Source organism: Candidatus Poriferisodalis sp., from assembly GCF_965208925.1.
Classification (GTDB): domain Bacteria; phylum Actinomycetota; class Acidimicrobiia; order Acidimicrobiales; family Poriferisodalaceae; genus Poriferisodalis.
This window is the reverse complement of record NZ_OZ242364.1, coordinates 1,419,686-1,435,119: the sequence shown is the minus strand read 5'-3', so window position 1 is coordinate 1,435,119 and position 15,434 is coordinate 1,419,686. Positions and strand designations below refer to the sequence as shown.

General features: G+C 67.3%; 14 protein-coding genes and 1 tRNA gene. 10 read left to right on the top strand and 5 right to left on the bottom strand.

All coding sequences use genetic code 11. From position 1 onward, the window contains the following. Window positions 1–98 precede the first annotated feature (98 nt). The 3 genes from ACOGI5_RS06415 (at window position 99) to ACOGI5_RS06405 (ending at window position 3,000) form a co-directional block, all read left to right on the top strand. Entirely contained in the window at window positions 99–1,034 is a 936-nt protein-coding gene (locus tag ACOGI5_RS06415; RefSeq protein ID WP_419863595.1) for an alpha/beta hydrolase, read from the top strand. 336 nt (window positions 1,035–1,370) lie between these two features. Next, window positions 1,371–2,795 (top strand): hypothetical protein, encoded by a 1,425-nt coding sequence (locus ACOGI5_RS06410; RefSeq protein ID WP_419863594.1) that lies wholly within the window; start codon window positions 1,371–1,373, stop codon window positions 2,793–2,795. A gap of 34 nt (window positions 2,796–2,829) precedes the next feature. Continuing rightward, a complete protein-coding gene (locus ACOGI5_RS06405; RefSeq protein ID WP_419863593.1) occupies window positions 2,830–3,000 on the top strand; it encodes a hypothetical protein in 171 nt (56 codons plus the stop codon). A gap of 46 nt (window positions 3,001–3,046) precedes the next feature. Here ACOGI5_RS06405 and ACOGI5_RS06400 read toward each other — a convergent pair. After that, window positions 3,047–3,123, bottom strand: a tRNA-Met gene (locus ACOGI5_RS06400). 309 nt (window positions 3,124–3,432) lie between these two features. Further along, complete coding sequence (locus tag ACOGI5_RS06395; RefSeq protein WP_419863592.1) at window positions 3,433–6,477, bottom strand: UPF0182 family protein; 3,045 nt, start codon at window positions 6,475–6,477, stop codon at window positions 3,433–3,435. An 83-nt stretch (window positions 6,478–6,560) separates the two neighbouring features. Between ACOGI5_RS06395 and purN the strand changes: the two genes are divergently transcribed. From purN to ACOGI5_RS06380, 3 genes are all read left to right on the top strand, one after another. Next, window positions 6,561–7,226, top strand: coding sequence for a phosphoribosylglycinamide formyltransferase (purN, locus tag ACOGI5_RS06390; protein ID WP_419863591.1), 666 nt, complete (start codon window positions 6,561–6,563; stop codon window positions 7,224–7,226). After that, window positions 7,223–8,794, top strand: coding sequence for a bifunctional phosphoribosylaminoimidazolecarboxamide formyltransferase/IMP cyclohydrolase (gene purH, locus ACOGI5_RS06385; protein ID WP_419863590.1), 1,572 nt, complete (start codon window positions 7,223–7,225; stop codon window positions 8,792–8,794). The genes purN and purH overlap by 4 nt, the downstream gene beginning before the upstream one ends. 69 nt (window positions 8,795–8,863) lie before the next feature. After that, window positions 8,864–10,654, top strand: a complete 1,791-nt coding sequence (locus tag ACOGI5_RS06380; RefSeq protein ID WP_419863589.1) for a D-alanyl-D-alanine carboxypeptidase/D-alanyl-D-alanine-endopeptidase — start codon at window positions 8,864–8,866, stop codon at window positions 10,652–10,654. A gap of 2 nt (window positions 10,655–10,656) precedes the next feature. On the opposite strand, the gene ACOGI5_RS06375 is transcribed toward ACOGI5_RS06380, so the two are convergent. Next, on the bottom strand, window positions 10,657–11,784 hold the full coding sequence (locus ACOGI5_RS06375; RefSeq protein ID WP_419863588.1) for an NAD(P)/FAD-dependent oxidoreductase: 1,128 nt from the start codon (window positions 11,782–11,784) through the stop codon (window positions 10,657–10,659). 167 nt (window positions 11,785–11,951) lie between these two features. Between ACOGI5_RS06375 and ACOGI5_RS06370 the strand changes: the two genes are divergently transcribed. The 4 genes from ACOGI5_RS06370 (at window position 11,952) to ACOGI5_RS06355 (ending at window position 13,447) form a co-directional block, all read left to right on the top strand. Next, window positions 11,952–12,194, top strand: a complete 243-nt coding sequence (locus ACOGI5_RS06370; protein WP_419863587.1) for an AbrB/MazE/SpoVT family DNA-binding domain-containing protein — start codon at window positions 11,952–11,954, stop codon at window positions 12,192–12,194. A 30-nt stretch (window positions 12,195–12,224) separates the two neighbouring features. After that, window positions 12,225–12,668 carry a hypothetical protein gene (locus ACOGI5_RS06365; protein WP_419863586.1) on the top strand — a complete coding sequence of 148 codons (444 nt, stop codon included), beginning with the start codon at window positions 12,225–12,227 and terminating at the stop codon, window positions 12,666–12,668. A 148-nt stretch (window positions 12,669–12,816) separates the two neighbouring features. After that, entirely contained in the window at window positions 12,817–13,065 is a 249-nt protein-coding gene (locus tag ACOGI5_RS06360; protein ID WP_419863585.1) for a FitA-like ribbon-helix-helix domain-containing protein, read from the top strand. Continuing rightward, window positions 13,031–13,447, top strand: coding sequence for a type II toxin-antitoxin system VapC family toxin (locus tag ACOGI5_RS06355; protein ID WP_419863584.1), 417 nt, complete (start codon window positions 13,031–13,033; stop codon window positions 13,445–13,447). The genes ACOGI5_RS06360 and ACOGI5_RS06355 overlap by 35 nt, the downstream gene beginning before the upstream one ends. Before the next feature lie 12 nt (window positions 13,448–13,459). Here ACOGI5_RS06355 and ACOGI5_RS06350 read toward each other — a convergent pair whose 3' ends face one another. Together ACOGI5_RS06350 and ACOGI5_RS06345 are read right to left on the bottom strand one after the other, a co-directional pair. After that, a complete protein-coding gene (locus ACOGI5_RS06350) occupies window positions 13,460–14,461 on the bottom strand; it encodes a malate dehydrogenase (protein ID WP_419863583.1) in 1,002 nt (333 codons plus the stop codon). A gap of 126 nt (window positions 14,462–14,587) precedes the next feature. Continuing rightward, window positions 14,588–15,433, bottom strand: coding sequence for a bifunctional 5,10-methylenetetrahydrofolate dehydrogenase/5,10-methenyltetrahydrofolate cyclohydrolase (locus ACOGI5_RS06345; RefSeq protein WP_419863582.1), 846 nt, complete (start codon window positions 15,431–15,433; stop codon window positions 14,588–14,590). Window position 15,434 lies beyond the last annotated feature (1 nt).

Sequence of the window (15,434 nt, the reverse complement as noted above, 5' to 3'; positions counted from 1 at the left end):
CAGCGCATCGCATGCGCCACACCGAAGTATGTCACGGGCCGTCACGGCTCCCGGTTTGCGTCTTGTCCCCGGCAGCCGCTGCAGCAAGCGGTGGTTCGATGAAGGGCTTGGACTGGCGCTATCGAGTGCTCGCGGGCATCCCGTTCTTCAACCCGGGCATCTCCTCGATGTCAGACATCGCTCACCTTCGCGCCCGTCACGACCGCGCCCCACGGTGGGCGACGGGACGGCCGGCATCGGGAGTCGTCAACCGGCACCTCCGTCTGCCGCCTCCACACACGAGCCTTCGGGTCCGCGTCGACGAACCAACCGAGCGGTGCGATGGCCCGCTGCCTTTGATCGTCTATGTCCATGGCGGCGCCTGGATGTTCTCAGACATGGATACGCCGGAGTGGCTCACCACCCGCGTCGCACGCCAAACCCCGTCCATCGTGGCTTCAGTCGAGTACCGGCTCGCACCCGAGCATCCATTCCCGGCAGCCGTCGAGGACTGCTGCCACGCATTCAGCTGGCTGGCCGAGCACGCGGAACAACTCGGTGCCGACTCGCGACGCATAGCGGTGATGGGCGACAGCGCGGGCGGCAATCTGGCCGCGGTCCTGTGCCTCATGGCCCGCGCCCGCGAGTGGCCGCCCATACGGCACCAGACGCTCATCTACCCCGCGTTGGATCTGACCCTGTCGAGTGCCTCGATTGACTCCGAAGCAGATCACGGCTTCGCGACACGAGCGCAGCTCGAGACCGTACGGCGGCTCTACCTCGGCGAGGCCGACGCCACAGACTGGCGGGCCTCACCCCTGCATGCCGATCTGCTGAAGGGCCTCCCTGCGGCACACATCATCGTGGCCGGCCACGACCCGCTACGCGACGACGGAATCCGCTACGCGAAGCGCCTGCGCGACAACAACGTGAGAGCAACACTGAGCACCTACGCAACGATGACCCACGGATTCCTCGCACTTCGATTCGCGCCGACGATGCGTCGGCGGGCGGTCACCGCCATCGTGAACGAGGTTGCCGCTGCGTTCAGTTGAATCTCCCGCATCCACCGCAGTGCAAGCAAGCTCCCAAAGGTTCCTCTGCACGTTCGCGCGTGCTGGGCTTGAGCAAGCGAGGCACTACTCAACCAAACCGAGTCAGCTCCAGTGATCCAGAAACACTCGACAGGAAAACCCCGCGCCGATCTCTGAGCGGCTGTGGCAGATTTACGGGCTCATGGTGTGCGGGAATCCACGACGGCGTCACCGACAAGCGCGATGTTGAAGCACTTCCTCCGTTGGGCATCGGGCAGACTCGACGACACTTCTCGATCGAAGACGCTTGTCGACACAGGAGTTCAAGCATTTGTCGACGAGCGGCAGGGCCCTACGTTGATCGACCTGTCGGAGGAGTGGAACCTCACGTTCGAACTACTGGACGACACACAGATCTGGCGTGAGCGAGCTGTTCACGAGATCCTGCTGCGGGACAGTGACCATGTTGACGCCACGACCGCCTATCAGATCCGGATACCCCTCGAGCTCATCCGTCGTTACGCACCGGGAGCGCAGGTGACCGACCAGATGCGCCTGCTCCTGCCATTCGCTGCTCGTCCAAAGAGTCTCCTGCTCAACTTCGATCTCGCAGGTGCCGAAGGCAAACACGCATCACTCGTCCTCAAGCGAGACTCTGCCCTCATCCAAGCCGGCTACATGTCGCACGTCGATGGCCGCCCGATCGGGGACCAACCTGTCGGAGGAGCACTGTGGGCAGGCGTCTCGGACTACACGCCCTGGGCGTGGCGAGAGCACTACGTGGGGCGCGAGAAGCAATCCCAGAGACTTCGATTGCTTGGTCGGGACCGCGAATGGCGAGAAGAAGCGCTCGCCAACTACCTCAATGCGGATCTCGAATTGGGCATCAACGCGCACCACGTCGCAAGATGGCAGCACCAAACTGAGGACGCCCGAAGAGCGCTGATCGAGGCCCTCGGTGAGGGCGAGGACGCTGAGTCTTCCTCGGAGTGGATTCTCTTGGCGATCCCATTCATGCCCATCCGGCCACGTGGGATTGCCGACATCGACATCCTCGTCGCCGAGTTCTGTGACGCCGTCGATTCCATGAGCCTTCGCGCTCGGCGCTCTTTGGCCGAACTTGGACGTCGATGGCACGTGATCATCGACACAGTGGTACCCGTCGACCGCCCGTGCACTGTCAAGTTGTCCGAACAGCGACCGTGGCGAGGCGCCCCATCGCCATACCTGCGACAAGAAATTGAAGTGGGCGATGCGTCGACCACCCACATCGAGATTCGCGCTTCAGATCATGGCGTTGTCCTCGACCGCTTGCGCGTCGACGACTTTGCAGGCCATCGCGTGGACGTCAAGGTCAGCGACGATGCACGCGAGACAGCTGACGCCATCGCGCTGTACGCGGACGCGGGCACGCCACCCGGCGTCGTGCGAGTCGGCCTTCGGGCTCGGCCTCGCCGCGGCTACCGACGCCCAATCTGGTGGCTGCAATCGCTCATCGCGATGGCAGGCACCACCATGCTCTGCTTGCCGGTGACCTTCGCTTACCTAGTCGAGAGCTTGGCTCTCTTGACGTTCCCGCTCACTCTCGCAGGTGCCGTCGTTCTCAGTCGTGAATCGACTTCGCTAGCCGAGAGACTGCTTCGGCGAAGCCGCACGCTTCTCATGGCCTCCATCGCAGCACTGTGGGTTGTGGCGCTCAGCCGATTGCTGCTTCACGCAGACGTGGGGTGGGCCGAATCGGCTTGGGTTTGGGCACGGGACACCATCAGCATTATCGGCTGAGGAATACACTGAACTCAGAGAATCAGGAGGCACGATGGCCAAGAACGGCGCTAAGGGCAGCGGCCGGAACGGTGCCGTGAAAGGCCGCAGCCAGTTCCAGAATCCGAAGAATGGCAACTGGATCAAGCGCGATGCGTCCTCGGGCCGGTTCATGGCCATGAAGAGGTCTGGTGGGCCATTCAAGGGTGTGCGGCGCGAGCACTGAGTGACGCGGAACAAGCCCCGGAGCCTGGCTCCTGGGGCTTGCTGAGTGGTGGCGGGGGCAGGATTTGAACCTGCGACCTTCGGGTTATGAGCCCGACGAGCTTCCAGACTGCTCCACCCCGCGGCGAGACTGATCACACTACCAGCGGCCTCCCGACGCCAGCAAGGCTGCACGCGGGAATTCGCTCAGCTGAGGATCGAAGTCTGCTGAGGCTTAGGACGTCTCGGGATCTGGACCCTCGCCGGCTGGCGGTTGCTGTGCCGCACTCCTTGATCGAATGCGGTTCCGAAGCGACGCGACGTAGCGCTCATCGGCTCGCCCGACGACTGGACCGGTGGCGCCGTCGAGAATCACCTCACGGAGCAGTGACCGTGCTTGATCAGATGGCATGGGCTCGCAATCGGCCTCGTCCATCGTGGGACTTGCGCGGGCCTAGCCGGTGGCGGCTTGTTCGAGGATGCGGGCGGCTCGAGCGATGAGGCCTTCGGCCTCGTCGACGGCCTCCTGGTAGGCGGCCAGGTCGCCCTCGCGCAGCGCGACATCGGCACGCTCGAACGCCCTGGCGGCGCGCTCGAGCAGATCGCTCACTGAGCCAGTGTCGGGCGTCGTCGCCGGTTCGTCGTCGGCTGCATCGTCGGGCTCGGCGGCAGCCGGCGCTTCGTCTTCGGTAGCGGGCGCATCGGGCGTTCGCTCGGGTTGGCGCACCGTCCCGTTGCCGATGTCGATGCTGGCGCCGATGGCCTTCTCGAGCGCTCCTTCGAACGTCTCAGAGATCACCACGTTCGAGCCAATGCCGGCAATCACCAGCTGCAGCTCGGGCACCGCGGTCGGGCCGGTGGCCGCAATGAACAGCGGCCGCACGTACAGCAGCGAGTTCTCCACCGGGATCAGCAGCAGGTTGCCGGGCCGCACCACCGAGCCGTTCTGGTTCAGCAGCGTCAGCCGCTCGGAGATCTCCTCCTCGGTCTGGATGTTCGAGTTGAACAGCGCCGGACCGTCGATCGGCTGATCCGACCGGATCTCGAACACCTCGATGTCGCCGTAGCGGTCGGGGTCGTTGTGGACCACCATGAAGCCTTCGAGGTTCTTGCGAGAATCGTCCTCGGAGAACGGCACGAACGGCCGGAAGATCACGAATGACGCAGCATCGTCGCCCGGCAATCGGAACAGCAGGTACTGCGGCGAGATGCGGGCCTCGACCGTGGCGATCACCTGCCCGGTGGTCTCGTCGCGCACTGTCTCCACCGTGGTCTGGCCGATGGAGTCGCCCGGGTCCTGCGCCACTGCCCACGCACCCGCAGCGTCGTAGAACTCCGACGGGTCGCTCAGGCGGTAGCGGCCCCACGCATCGGTCTGCACCCGGAACAGGTCTTCGGGATAGCGGAAGTGCTCCTGCAGCTCCATCGGCGGCTCTTCCTCGGAGAACAGATCGGGGAACTGCTTGATGTACGACTGCACGATCGGGTCGCTGCGGTCCACCACATAGAACGTGACTGTGCCGTCGTGCGCATCCACCACGGCCTTCACCGAGTTCCGCACGTAGTTGAACGGGTCGCGCAGGTCGCTGCCCAGCGTGGCCGCCCGGGAATTGGTGCGCTGCGCGTACGGGAACTGCGTGGTGGTGGTGTAGGCGTCGAGCACCCACTTCACCTTCCCGTCGAGCACGACCGGATAGGGGTCGTTGTCGTAGGACAGGAACGGCGCCAGCAGCTGCACCCGCTGGGTGATGTCGCGGTTGTAGAGGATGCGGCTCTCGCCTTGGATCTCGCCCGACACCAGCAGGTTCGGCTCCGCGAAGCGCACCGCGAACGCCAGGCGCCGGAAGAAGCCGCCGACGCCCACGCCGTCGGCACCGTCGTAGCGGGTGGTCTCGGTGCGGTCGTCGTCGTCCTGGAAGTCGACCTCGGCCCGCTGGGCGCCCACGATGGCGTAGCCCTGCAAGTCCTCGCCCACGTACAGGCCCGGCTCGTCGAGCTCAAGCGCCTCCGCGCCCGGCGCCGTCACCCCCGGGATGTCGCCCAGCGCATAGGCCGGGCGACCGTTGGCGTCGACCCCATTCGCCGGCGCGGCAGCCACGCCGTAGCCGTGGGTGTAGGCGACGTGCTCGGTCTCCCAGGTGTCGGTGGGCAGCTCGGTGGGGCGCAGCTCACGGGCCGACAGCACGATCTGGGTGATCTCGCCGTCGATCTCGTAGCGGTCCACGTCGATGTCGCGGAAGTCGTAGAAGCTCTTGATGCCCTGGGTCTGCTGGAACGTGTCCTGCATGACGGCGGGGTCGAGCAGCCGCACGTTGCGCACCGTGTCGAAGTTGTTCTCGATGTCGGCAGCGGTGAGCTCGGGTTCGTAGTCGAACTCGCTGGTGGTGACATCGTCGAGATCGAGCGCGATGCGGGTCATCTCGATGTTGCGCTCGATGTAAGGCGCCTCGCGGGTGGACTCCGAGGGCTCCACCTGGAAGCGCTGCACGATGGCGGGGTACGCCGCACCCGCCAGGCCGGCGATCACCACCCACAGCGCTACGGCGATCACCGGGTAGGTGAAACCGCGCCGCCAGATGTTCACCACGAGCAGCAGGAAGCTGAACAGGCTGATCACCATCAGCAGCCGCAGCACCGGCAGCTGCGCGTTCACGTCGGTGTAGGTGGCGCCGTCGACGAAGCCCCGGGTGGACAGCGTCAGCTCGAACTGGTCGAAGTAGTAGCCCACCGCCTTGATGAGCGCCAGCAGGCCCAGCAGCAGCGACAGGTGCGCCTTCACCTGCGGCTGCACCCGGCTGCCGGCGGGGGCCTGCACCCGGATGGCACCGTTCAGGTAGTGCCAGATGGTGGTGAAGATGAACGTCACCAGCACGGCGGCGAACGCCCAGCCGACCAGGAAGTTGAAGAACGGCAAGCGGAAGACGTAGAAGCCGATGTCGCGGCCGAACTGCGGGTCGGTGAGGCCGAAGTCGGTGGCGTTGATGAAGAACAGCCACGCTTCCCACTGGCCCGACACGCCGGTGCCGACCATGAAGGCGAGCACCAGCGAGACGCCGATGCGGATGAGGGCGCGGCGACGGCGGGAAATCTGGTGCCAGCGAGCGGCGATGTCCTCGGCCGGCCCTGTGGGGGTGGCGCGCGCGGCGAGCCGCTCGGCGATGAACAGGTTCACCCAGAGCAGGACGAAGAAGATGGCCGTGAACAGCAGGCCGAGACCGATCTTGGCCCACAGCACCTTCCACCACACCGAGGCGTAGCCCAGGCTGTCGAACCACAGGTAGTCGGTCCAGAAGCCGGCGAGGCCCCGGATGGAGAACAGCAGGATGAGGCCGGCCGCGACGACGATGCCGATGATCAGGCGGAACCGGGTGAGGCCGCGTGGGCGGCGTGGCATCCGGCGGGGGCCGCCGGGACCTCGGGGTCCCTGGGGTCCTTGGGGGCCCTGGGGTCCGCCTGGCGGCTCGGACGACGGGGGCGGCATGTCCTCGGGCGGGCGCATACGGCAGCGAGGCTACTGGGGAGCGCAGGCACCGCAGCCGGCGGACCGCGCCGCGGGCGGGCGGGGCGCGTAGGTTCGGCGCCGTGCGGCTGGCGGTACTGGTTTCGGGCACCGGATCGATCCTCGAAGCGATGCTGGGCGTCGGGCTGCCGGTGGATCTGGTGGGGGCCGATCGGCCGTGCAGGGGGCTGGGCATTGCGGCCGATGCCGGAATCGAAACAGCGCTGGTGGAGCGTTCGGAGTGGACGACCGCTGGGGGCGGCGAGGCGGGACGGCGCTGCTTCGACCGGCAGGGCTACAGCTGCAAGCTGGCCGCGGTGCTGGACGGCCGGAGCGTCGACGTGGTGGCGATGGCCGGCTTCGGCACCGTGCTGGACGGGTCGTTCTTCGAATGGGGCGGCGGGCGCTACCGGGGGCGTGTGCTGAACACGCACCCGTCGCTGCTGCCGGCGTTTCCGGGCTGGCATGCCGTGCGCGACGCACTGGATGCGGGGGCCGCCGAGTCGGGCTGCACGGTGCATGTGGCGATCCCCGAGGTGGATGCCGGCCCGGTGCTGGCGCAGCGTGCGGTGCCGGTGCTGACGGGCGACGACGAGGCGACGCTGCACGAGCGCATCAAGGCAGTAGAACGCGAGCTCTACCCGGCGACGATTGCGGCGTTCCTGGAGCGCTGCGCCGGCGAGTCGGCAGGCGATGACGCCTGCCGGGAAGTCGATCCCAGAGGCAGGCAGGAAGGACAGACCCGATGAGGGCGTTGATCTCGGTGTGGGACAAGACGGGCGTGGTGGACTTCGCGACCCGGCTGTCGGGCCTCGGGTGGGAGATCGCCTCGAGCGGCGGGACGGCTGCCGCGCTGGCCGATGCCGGTGTGCCGGTGCTGGCGGTGGAGGACGTCACCGGCAGCCCCGAGATGCTGGACGGCCGGGTGAAGACGCTGCACCCGCGCATCCACGGCGGCATCCTGGCCGACCGGTCGAAGCCGGCGCACCTGGCGTCGCTGGACGAGCACGGCATCGCGGCCATCGACCTGGTGGTCTGCAACCTGTACCCGTTCCAGTCCGACCCCGGTCCCGAGCTGATCGACATCGGCGGGCCGGCGATGGTGCGGGCGGCTGCGAAGAATCACGGCGACGATGACGGCGGTGTGGGCGTGGTGGTGAACCCGGCGGACTACGAGCCGGTGCTGGCGGAGCTGGAGGAATCGGGTGCGCTGGGCGCGGCGACGCGGCGGCGGCTGGCGCGGGCGGCCTTCGCCCACACGGCCGCCTACGACGCGGCGATCGTGAGCTGGTTCGACGAGCCGGCCGGCGACGGCGGGATCGAGGCGGCGCCGGCGGGCGGGGCATCGCCCGAGGCCACTCCCCTGCCGCCGACGGTGCACCTGGCGCTGGAGCGGGTGGACGAGTGCCGCTACGGCGAGAACCCGCACCATCTCGGCGCCCGCTACCGGCCGGTCGGCGGGTCGACGTGGTGGGACCACGCCTACCAGCACAGCGGGCTGGCGCTCAGCTACCTGAACTTCTTCGACGCCGATGCGGCGTGGCGGATCGTGCACGACCTCGGCGATGCCGAGCGCTCTTCGGCTGTGGTGATCGTGAAGCACGCCAACCCGTGCGGCGCGGCGGCTGGCGACGATCTGGCCGACGTGTACCAGCGGGCGTACGACTGCGACGCGCGCTCGGCATTCGGCGGGATCGTGGCGTTCAACAAGATCGTGGATCTCGACACGGTCGAGCGCATCGAGGCGGCGGCGCAGGCCGACCTGATCATCGCGCCCGGCTACGAGGACGGCGTGGTGGAGCGCATCGAGGCGAAACGGCGCAACACCCGGGTGCTGGAAGCGCCGCGGCCCGATGAGGCCGGCATCTCGCTGCGGCAGATCAACGGCGGCTGGCTGGTGCAGTCGCCGCAGACGTTCGCGTCGGCGCCCGAGGACTGGCAGGTGGTCACCCAGCGCCAGCCCACGGCCAGCGAGCGGGCCGACGCCCGCTTCGCCTGGCGGGTCTGCGGGCATGTGACGTCGAACGCGATCGTGCTGGCCCGTGACCGCACGGCGTGGGGCATCGGCGCCGGCCAGCAGAACCGGGTGGAATCGGGCCAGCTCGCCGCCGTCAAGGCCGACGGGCGGGCTGCGGGCGGGGCCTGCGCCAGCGATGCGTTCTACCCCTTCCCTGACGGCGTCGAGGCCGCTGCCGAGGCTGGCGTGGCAGTGGTGGTGCAGCCCGGCGGCGCCCTGCGTGACGACGACGTGATCGCCCGGGCCAACGACCTCGGCCTCGCCATGCTGTTCACCGGTGAGCGGCAGTTCAGGCACTGATATGTGGCGAAACCCTCAAACGCAGGCGGCACTGATGAGTGCCGGAACCAATAGGCACAGTCGGCACTAGTGGCACGAACATCGAAGGCGATCGCGGCGGCCCTCGTCGTCGCGGGCTTGGTGGGCATGTGGCCCACGAGCGCCGGCGCGCAAGCGAGCGGATCGGCAACGCTGCCGCCTCCCGACGTGCTGGGCGACTGCACCGGCGCCGTGCCGGTGATCGTCGCCTCCGACGCTGCTGCGCAGTCCGACATCTACTCGGCGGTCACGCTTGCGGGCGTGCTCGGAGCCACGAGCTGCATCGTTCTGGCCGGGGACCGCGACGAGCCATTCCCGCAGTCCCAGCTCGACAGGCTGGCCATGGCAGCGAGCGGCGGCTACGTGGTCGGCGGGCCCGCCGCCGTGCCGGACGCCAAGCTGTCGGGCCGCGACATGTTCCGCGTGTACGGCGCGGACCGCTGGGAGACCGCGGCCGCGGTGGGTGCGGTCGCGGCAGCACTGGCGGCGGGCGAAGACCCCGATGTCTCGGGCGACGATGACCAACCTGATGACGACACCCCCGCCTGGCAGCAGCGACTGGTGACCGAGTTCTCGGCCGCCCTGCGATCCAACGCTGCCCCTGAAGACATGTGCATGTCGCTGTACCGCAACGGCGAGCCGATCTTCGAGCACCAGGCCGGCACGCCGCTGCTGCCGGCGTCGCTCGCCAAGCTGGCGACTGCCTCCGTGGTGGTCAGCGAGCTGGGTGCCGATGCGACGTTCACCACCCGGGTGGTTGCCGATACCGGAGCGCTCGCTGCGGTCAGCGACGGCGTGCTGCGTGGCGACCTCTACCTGGTCGGCGGCGGCGACCCGGTGCTGGCCACGCCCGGATACATCAACCGGATCGTCCCTGAGCGCCCCTACACCGACGTGACCAAGCTGGCGGACAGCGTCATGGCGGCACTCGACGCGCACGGCATCGACACCATCGAGGGCGCGATCGTCGGGGACGGGTCGTGGTTCGCCGACGGCGAGCAGACCTACACCTCGCACTACCCGCCGGGCGCGACGCCGGACACGCCGCCGGTGTGGAAGCAGTCATACATGACGGAGAACCTGGTGGGCGTGTTGTCCGGGCTGGTCATCAATGACGGCTACTCGCCCTACACCATCAGCCGGCGAAGCCACACCCGCAGCGCTGATGCGACCCAAGCAGCAGCGTCGGACTTCGATGACCTGCTCGAAGCACGCGGCATGGTGATCCGTCACCGGCCCCGCTCGGGCAGCGCGCCATCTCCGAGCGAGGCGACTTCGCTGGGCAGCATCACTTCGCCGCCGGTGGAGGACATCCTGGTGCGAATACTGAGGATCTCGGAGAACACCCCGGCGGAGATGCTGTTCAAACAGATCGGTCGGCACCACGGCGATTCGTCTCGGGCGGCCTCGGCGGCCGCGGCGACCACTGCGCTGCGCGATCTCCTGGGCAGCGCCGCCGATGGCGTCGTACTGGTGGATGGCTCGGGCCTGTCAATTCACAACCGGATGAGCTGCGAGGCGGCAGTGCGGTTGCTGCTGCTGGCCGGTGACGATTCCCGCTTCGCGGCGTCGCTGTCCATCGCTGGTCGAACCCCAACGCTGCAGAGCTGCGGCCCACGGCCTGCTCCAAGTGGCGGCTCGACCAACACGGTCTACGCCAAGGGCGGTCAGCTCAACGACAGCTCGTCCATCGCCGGGGTCAGCACTGCTCCCAACGGCGACGTGCTCACCTTCGCCATGATCGCCAACGAGCCCCTCATCATCCGCCTCGGCAGCTGCAACGCCCTGCGTCAGCTCACCCTCGACGCCATCGGCCGCTACACCTACGGCCCCGCGAGCTGAATTCAGGCCGCCTCAGCGAAGCGCTGCGGACTCAGTGCTGCCGTCAGCGCAGCAAGCTCGGGCGTGACCGTCCTGCCCGAGATCAGCGCCGCCGCAAGCGTCGAGATCGCCGGCGCCGTCTGGATGCCGGTGCCTCCTTGCCCTGCGCACCAGAAGAATCCCGGAATCACCGGGTCGAACCCAACCACCGGCACGCGATCCGGTGCGAAGGTCCGCAAGCCGGCCCACGTCGAACGAACCGAGCGAATATCCAACCGAGTCGCCCGGTTGACCGCCTCGATGCCTCGGGCCACGTCGATCTCGCGTGGCCGCGCATCACCTGGGTTGTCGAGGTGTTCATCAGCCGGTGAACCCAAGAGCTGGCCGGGTCCCTCGGGCTTGAAGTAGAAGCTCTCGTCCGCAGCGATCACCAGCGGCCAGTCGTCAGCGTCGAGGTCGGTCGAGAACGTGAAGACGGTGCGGCGCAACGGTCGCAATCCGACGGCCTGCGCAGCGGCCATTCCAGCAACTTCGTCAGCCCAGGCACCCGCAGCGTTCACCACGACGTTGCAGCTGAGCGGTCCTTCCCCCGTCTCGACTTGCCAACCGTCGTCTCGCCTCACCAGCTCTCGCACACCGTGGTCGCGAAGGATCGTCACGCCTTCGGCGCGCACACCGCGCACGTACGCCTGGTGAAGACCTGCGACATCGATATCGAAGCCGCCGTACTCGATCACTCCCCCGGCCAGCCACTCCGGGTCCAGCGCAGCGCAGATCGCGACCGTGCGCTCCACGTCGAGCAGTTCGCATTCAGTCGCGGTGACTTGGTTGGCGTCGATCCGCTCCTGTAGGTGACCTTCGAACCCGTCGGGCGCAACCCACAGCACATTGCGCGGGATCAGCACGGCACTGTCAGCCAGACCGTCAGCGTCCGAGTCGAGAAACGCGCGCGACGCTGCGCTCAGCCGCCGGTTGGCCGGTTCGCCGTAGGAAGCCAGGAACTGCGCGGCTGAGCGGCCCGTGCTGTGGGCGGTCAACGTGGCCTCGCGCTCAACAACCGCAACCCGCGCACCGTCTTGCCCCAGTGCGTACGCAGCAGAGATGCCGGCGATTCCCCCGCCGACGACAACGACGTCGTACGCGTCGTTCATTAGCGACCTCCCTCCTTCATCCAGAAAACCATTACGTCCGCGGCGGTCGTGCGTGCCACATTCGCAAGGTGAGCTTCCCAAACGATCGAGCGAAGCCTGCGCTTCGCGCACAGTAGTGCAACCATGCAGCCTTGTAGATCTACATGTTTCTCTTGTACATTGGCATCGTGGCAATTGTGCAGTACCGGGTTTCGGAACGAGGTCAGATGGCCCTGCCGGCTGAAACACGCCGCCGCTGGGGAATTGCTTCCGGAGGATCTGTCGAGATCGCAGACTTGGGCGCTGCGGTGGTGGTGGTGCCGGCCGGTCGGGGCGGATTGCGGTCGATGCTCAGCGAAGCCCTTGAAGATGCCGGCGGCTATCAGTCGCTCGCGCGCCGCGTCGCTGCCAGCGAACCCGATCTCGCTTGAGTCCGCATCTGCGATGACCCCAGACCTGTCATGAGCAACGGCGTCCTCGTGGACGACCACATCCTGCTGAGGATGCTGCTGGGCGAGGAGCCACGCGAGTTACGGCCCCGAGGCGGCATCGTCGCCACGACGGGGCTGTGGTACCACCGTCTCTGCCGTGCGCTCGCCGACCAGGCTGTTGTCGGGTCGATGTCGCGCCAGCTCGGAGATGTGTCGCCCGGCGTCGCGGCCAGCGTCATCGCCACGGTCATCGAGCTGCCGGCATCGATCGAGCTGGTGTCGCTTCGTGCGCTCGGCTGGCCGATGGGCGAACTCATCCGCGACGGTGCTCGCCTCAACCTGCTTTCCCTCGAAGCACTGGCTGCCGCTCGCTTTCTGGATGCAGAGATCTGTTGCGCGCAGGCCAACGAGAACGAACCTCTCATGGAAGCGGCCCGCAAGCACGCAATATCGGTTCGCAACATCCAGATCTGAGCAGCGAATCAAACTCCCAAAGAAAACAATTGCGTCCTCGACGACGGCATGCGTCACACTTGGTAGATGAATTTCAGTATTTTTCACACTCAGACTGCCACATCATCTGCACGCAGATTGCATGATATCTTCATGCTAGATTCATGCAATGGCGAATCTCCAAGTCAGGAACATGCCTGATGAGCTTCACGAGCGGCTTCGGCGCTGCGCCCAACAGCGCAACTGTTCGATGAGCGCGGTCGTGCTTCAGGCCCTCAAGCGCGAACTCGAGTGGTCCGAGTGGAAGGAGCGGTGGGAATCAATTCCTCCGCTGGACATCGACGTAGACGTCGTCGCCACCCTGGACGAGGTGCGTCGCGAGCGTGACGAGGAGCTCTATGGACGCCTGCGTCATTGACTCCTCCGCTGCAATTGAGTACTTGCTGCGCACCCCCACAGGAAACGTGCTGGGGGACACATTCGAGGGTCGTTCATTGGCAGCGCCCGAAATGTTCGATGCCGAAATCGTCTCGGCTATGCGCCGCTTCGTAGCCCACGGCGTCATTGCCGAGGCACGTGCCGAGACGCTGCTCGACAACCTGGCCGATTTTCCTGTCGAACGCGTCTCACATCGATTTCTCGCACGGACGGCATGGCGCTACCGGCACAACGTCACCGCCTACGACGCCATGTACGTCGCCGTAGCCGTCGCCAGGCGCGCCCCCCTGCTCACGGTCGACGGCAGGCTCGCACGAGTGCCGAGTCTCGGTATCGCCGTTCATCACATCCAGCTGAGCTGAACGGCGGCTAGCTCAGCCGAGGAGGCCCATGCCTGCGACGGTGTCGCGCTCGTCGACCAGTTCGGCCCAGGAGGCTTCGATGCGGGAGCGGCTGAAGTCGTCGAGCCCGAGGCCGGTCACCACGTGGTACCGGCCGCCGGCGACGGTGACGGGGTATGAGGTGATGATGCCCTCGGGGGCGCCGTAGTCGCCGGTGGACGGGATGCCCATGGACACCCAGTCGCCGCCGGGCGTGTCAGACGCCCAGTCGCGCATGTGATTCACCGCGGCCGATGCCGCCGACGCCGCCGACGAGGCGCCCCGGGCGTTGATGATGGCCGCGCCGCGCTGCTGCACGGTGGGGATGAAATCGTCCTCCAGCCACGCTTGATCGTCCACCAGGGCTGCTGCGTTGTGGCCGCCCACCTCGGCATGGAAGATGTCGGGATACTGGGTGGCGGAGTGGTTGCCCCAGATGGTCATGCGGGTCACGTCGTTCACCGACACGCCTGCCTTGGCAGCGAGCTGAGCGACGGCCCGGTTGTGGTCGAGGCGGGTCATGGCGGTGAACTGACCGTCAGCAATCCCGGGCGCATTGCGCATGGCGATCAGGCAGTTGGTGTTGGCCGGATTGCCCACCACCAGCACCCGCACGCTCGGGTTCGCCGAATCGCTGAGCGCCTTGCCCTGGGTGGTGAAGATGCCGCCGTTGGCCTCGAGCAGATCGCTGCGCTCCATCCCGGCCTTGCGGGGCATCGAGCCCACCAGCAGCGCGTAGTCGGCACCCTCGAAGGCCTCGTTGGGGTCTGAAGTGCCGGTGCGTGACGCCAACAGCGGGAAGGCGCAGTCGTCGAGCTCCATCATCACGCCGTCGAGCGCGCCCATCGCCGGAGGGATCTCCAGCATGCGCAGCTCGACCGGCTGTTCAGAGCCGAGCATCGCCCCTGACGCGATCCGGAACAGCAGGCTGTAGCCGATCTGGCCGGCGGCACCCGTGACAGCAACTCGTACGGGATCGTTCACTGCTCTCTCCATCGCTGGTGTGTGCAGGCGCACCAGCCTGCGGGGCTGCGGGCGTTTCTAGCGCGGCGGCGCGGCAACTGCACCTGCGTCACCGCCATCCACATCGAGCCGCGTCGACGCGCAGGCTTCGGTCGTGTCTCAGCCGGCGGCGGCAGCGGCGTCGACGGTGTTGGCCAGCAGCATCGCCCGGGTCATCGGGCCGACGCCGCCCAGTCGGGGCGTCACCCAGCCGGCCACCTCGCCGACCGACTCGTCCACGTCGGAGAGGATCCTGCGGCCCTCGCGGGTGATGCCGCCGCCGACCACCGCTGCGCCCGGCTTCACCATGTCCGGCGTGATGATGCCCGGCACTCCGGCCGCCGCGATGAGGATGTCGGCCTGGCGGGTGTAGGCGCCGAGGTCGGCGACACCCGTGTGCACCACCGTGACCGCCGCGTTCGCCACCGGCCGCTTCAGGGCCATCAGCAGCGCCATCGGGCGGCCGATGGTGAGCCCCCGGCCCACCACCACCACGTGTCGCCCCTCCACCGGCACGCCGTAGTGCTCGAGCATCACCTGGATGCCGCGTGGCGTGCACGGCAGCGGGCCGTCGACGCCCATGACCAGTCGGCCCAGGTTCACGGGGTGCAGGCCGTCGGCGTCCTTGACGGGATCGATGGCCAGCAGTGCCGCTTCCTCGTCGAGCTGGCGAGGCAGGGGGAGCTGCACGATGTAGGCGTGCACCGCCGGGTCGGTGTTGAAGCGCTCGATCACGGCGTCCAGCTCGGCCTGGGTAATGTCGGCCGGCAGCTCCTCGTGTATCGAGGCGATGCCCACCTCGCCGCAGTCCCGGATCTTGGCGCCCACATAGCTGTGCGACGCCGGATCATCGCCGACGAGGATCGTGCCGAGCCCCGGCTGCAAGCGTTCCTGCATGATCCGGATGCGCAGGTCTTCCTTGATCTGTTCGGCCAGTGCCTGGCCGTCTAGCAGCACTGCAGTCACG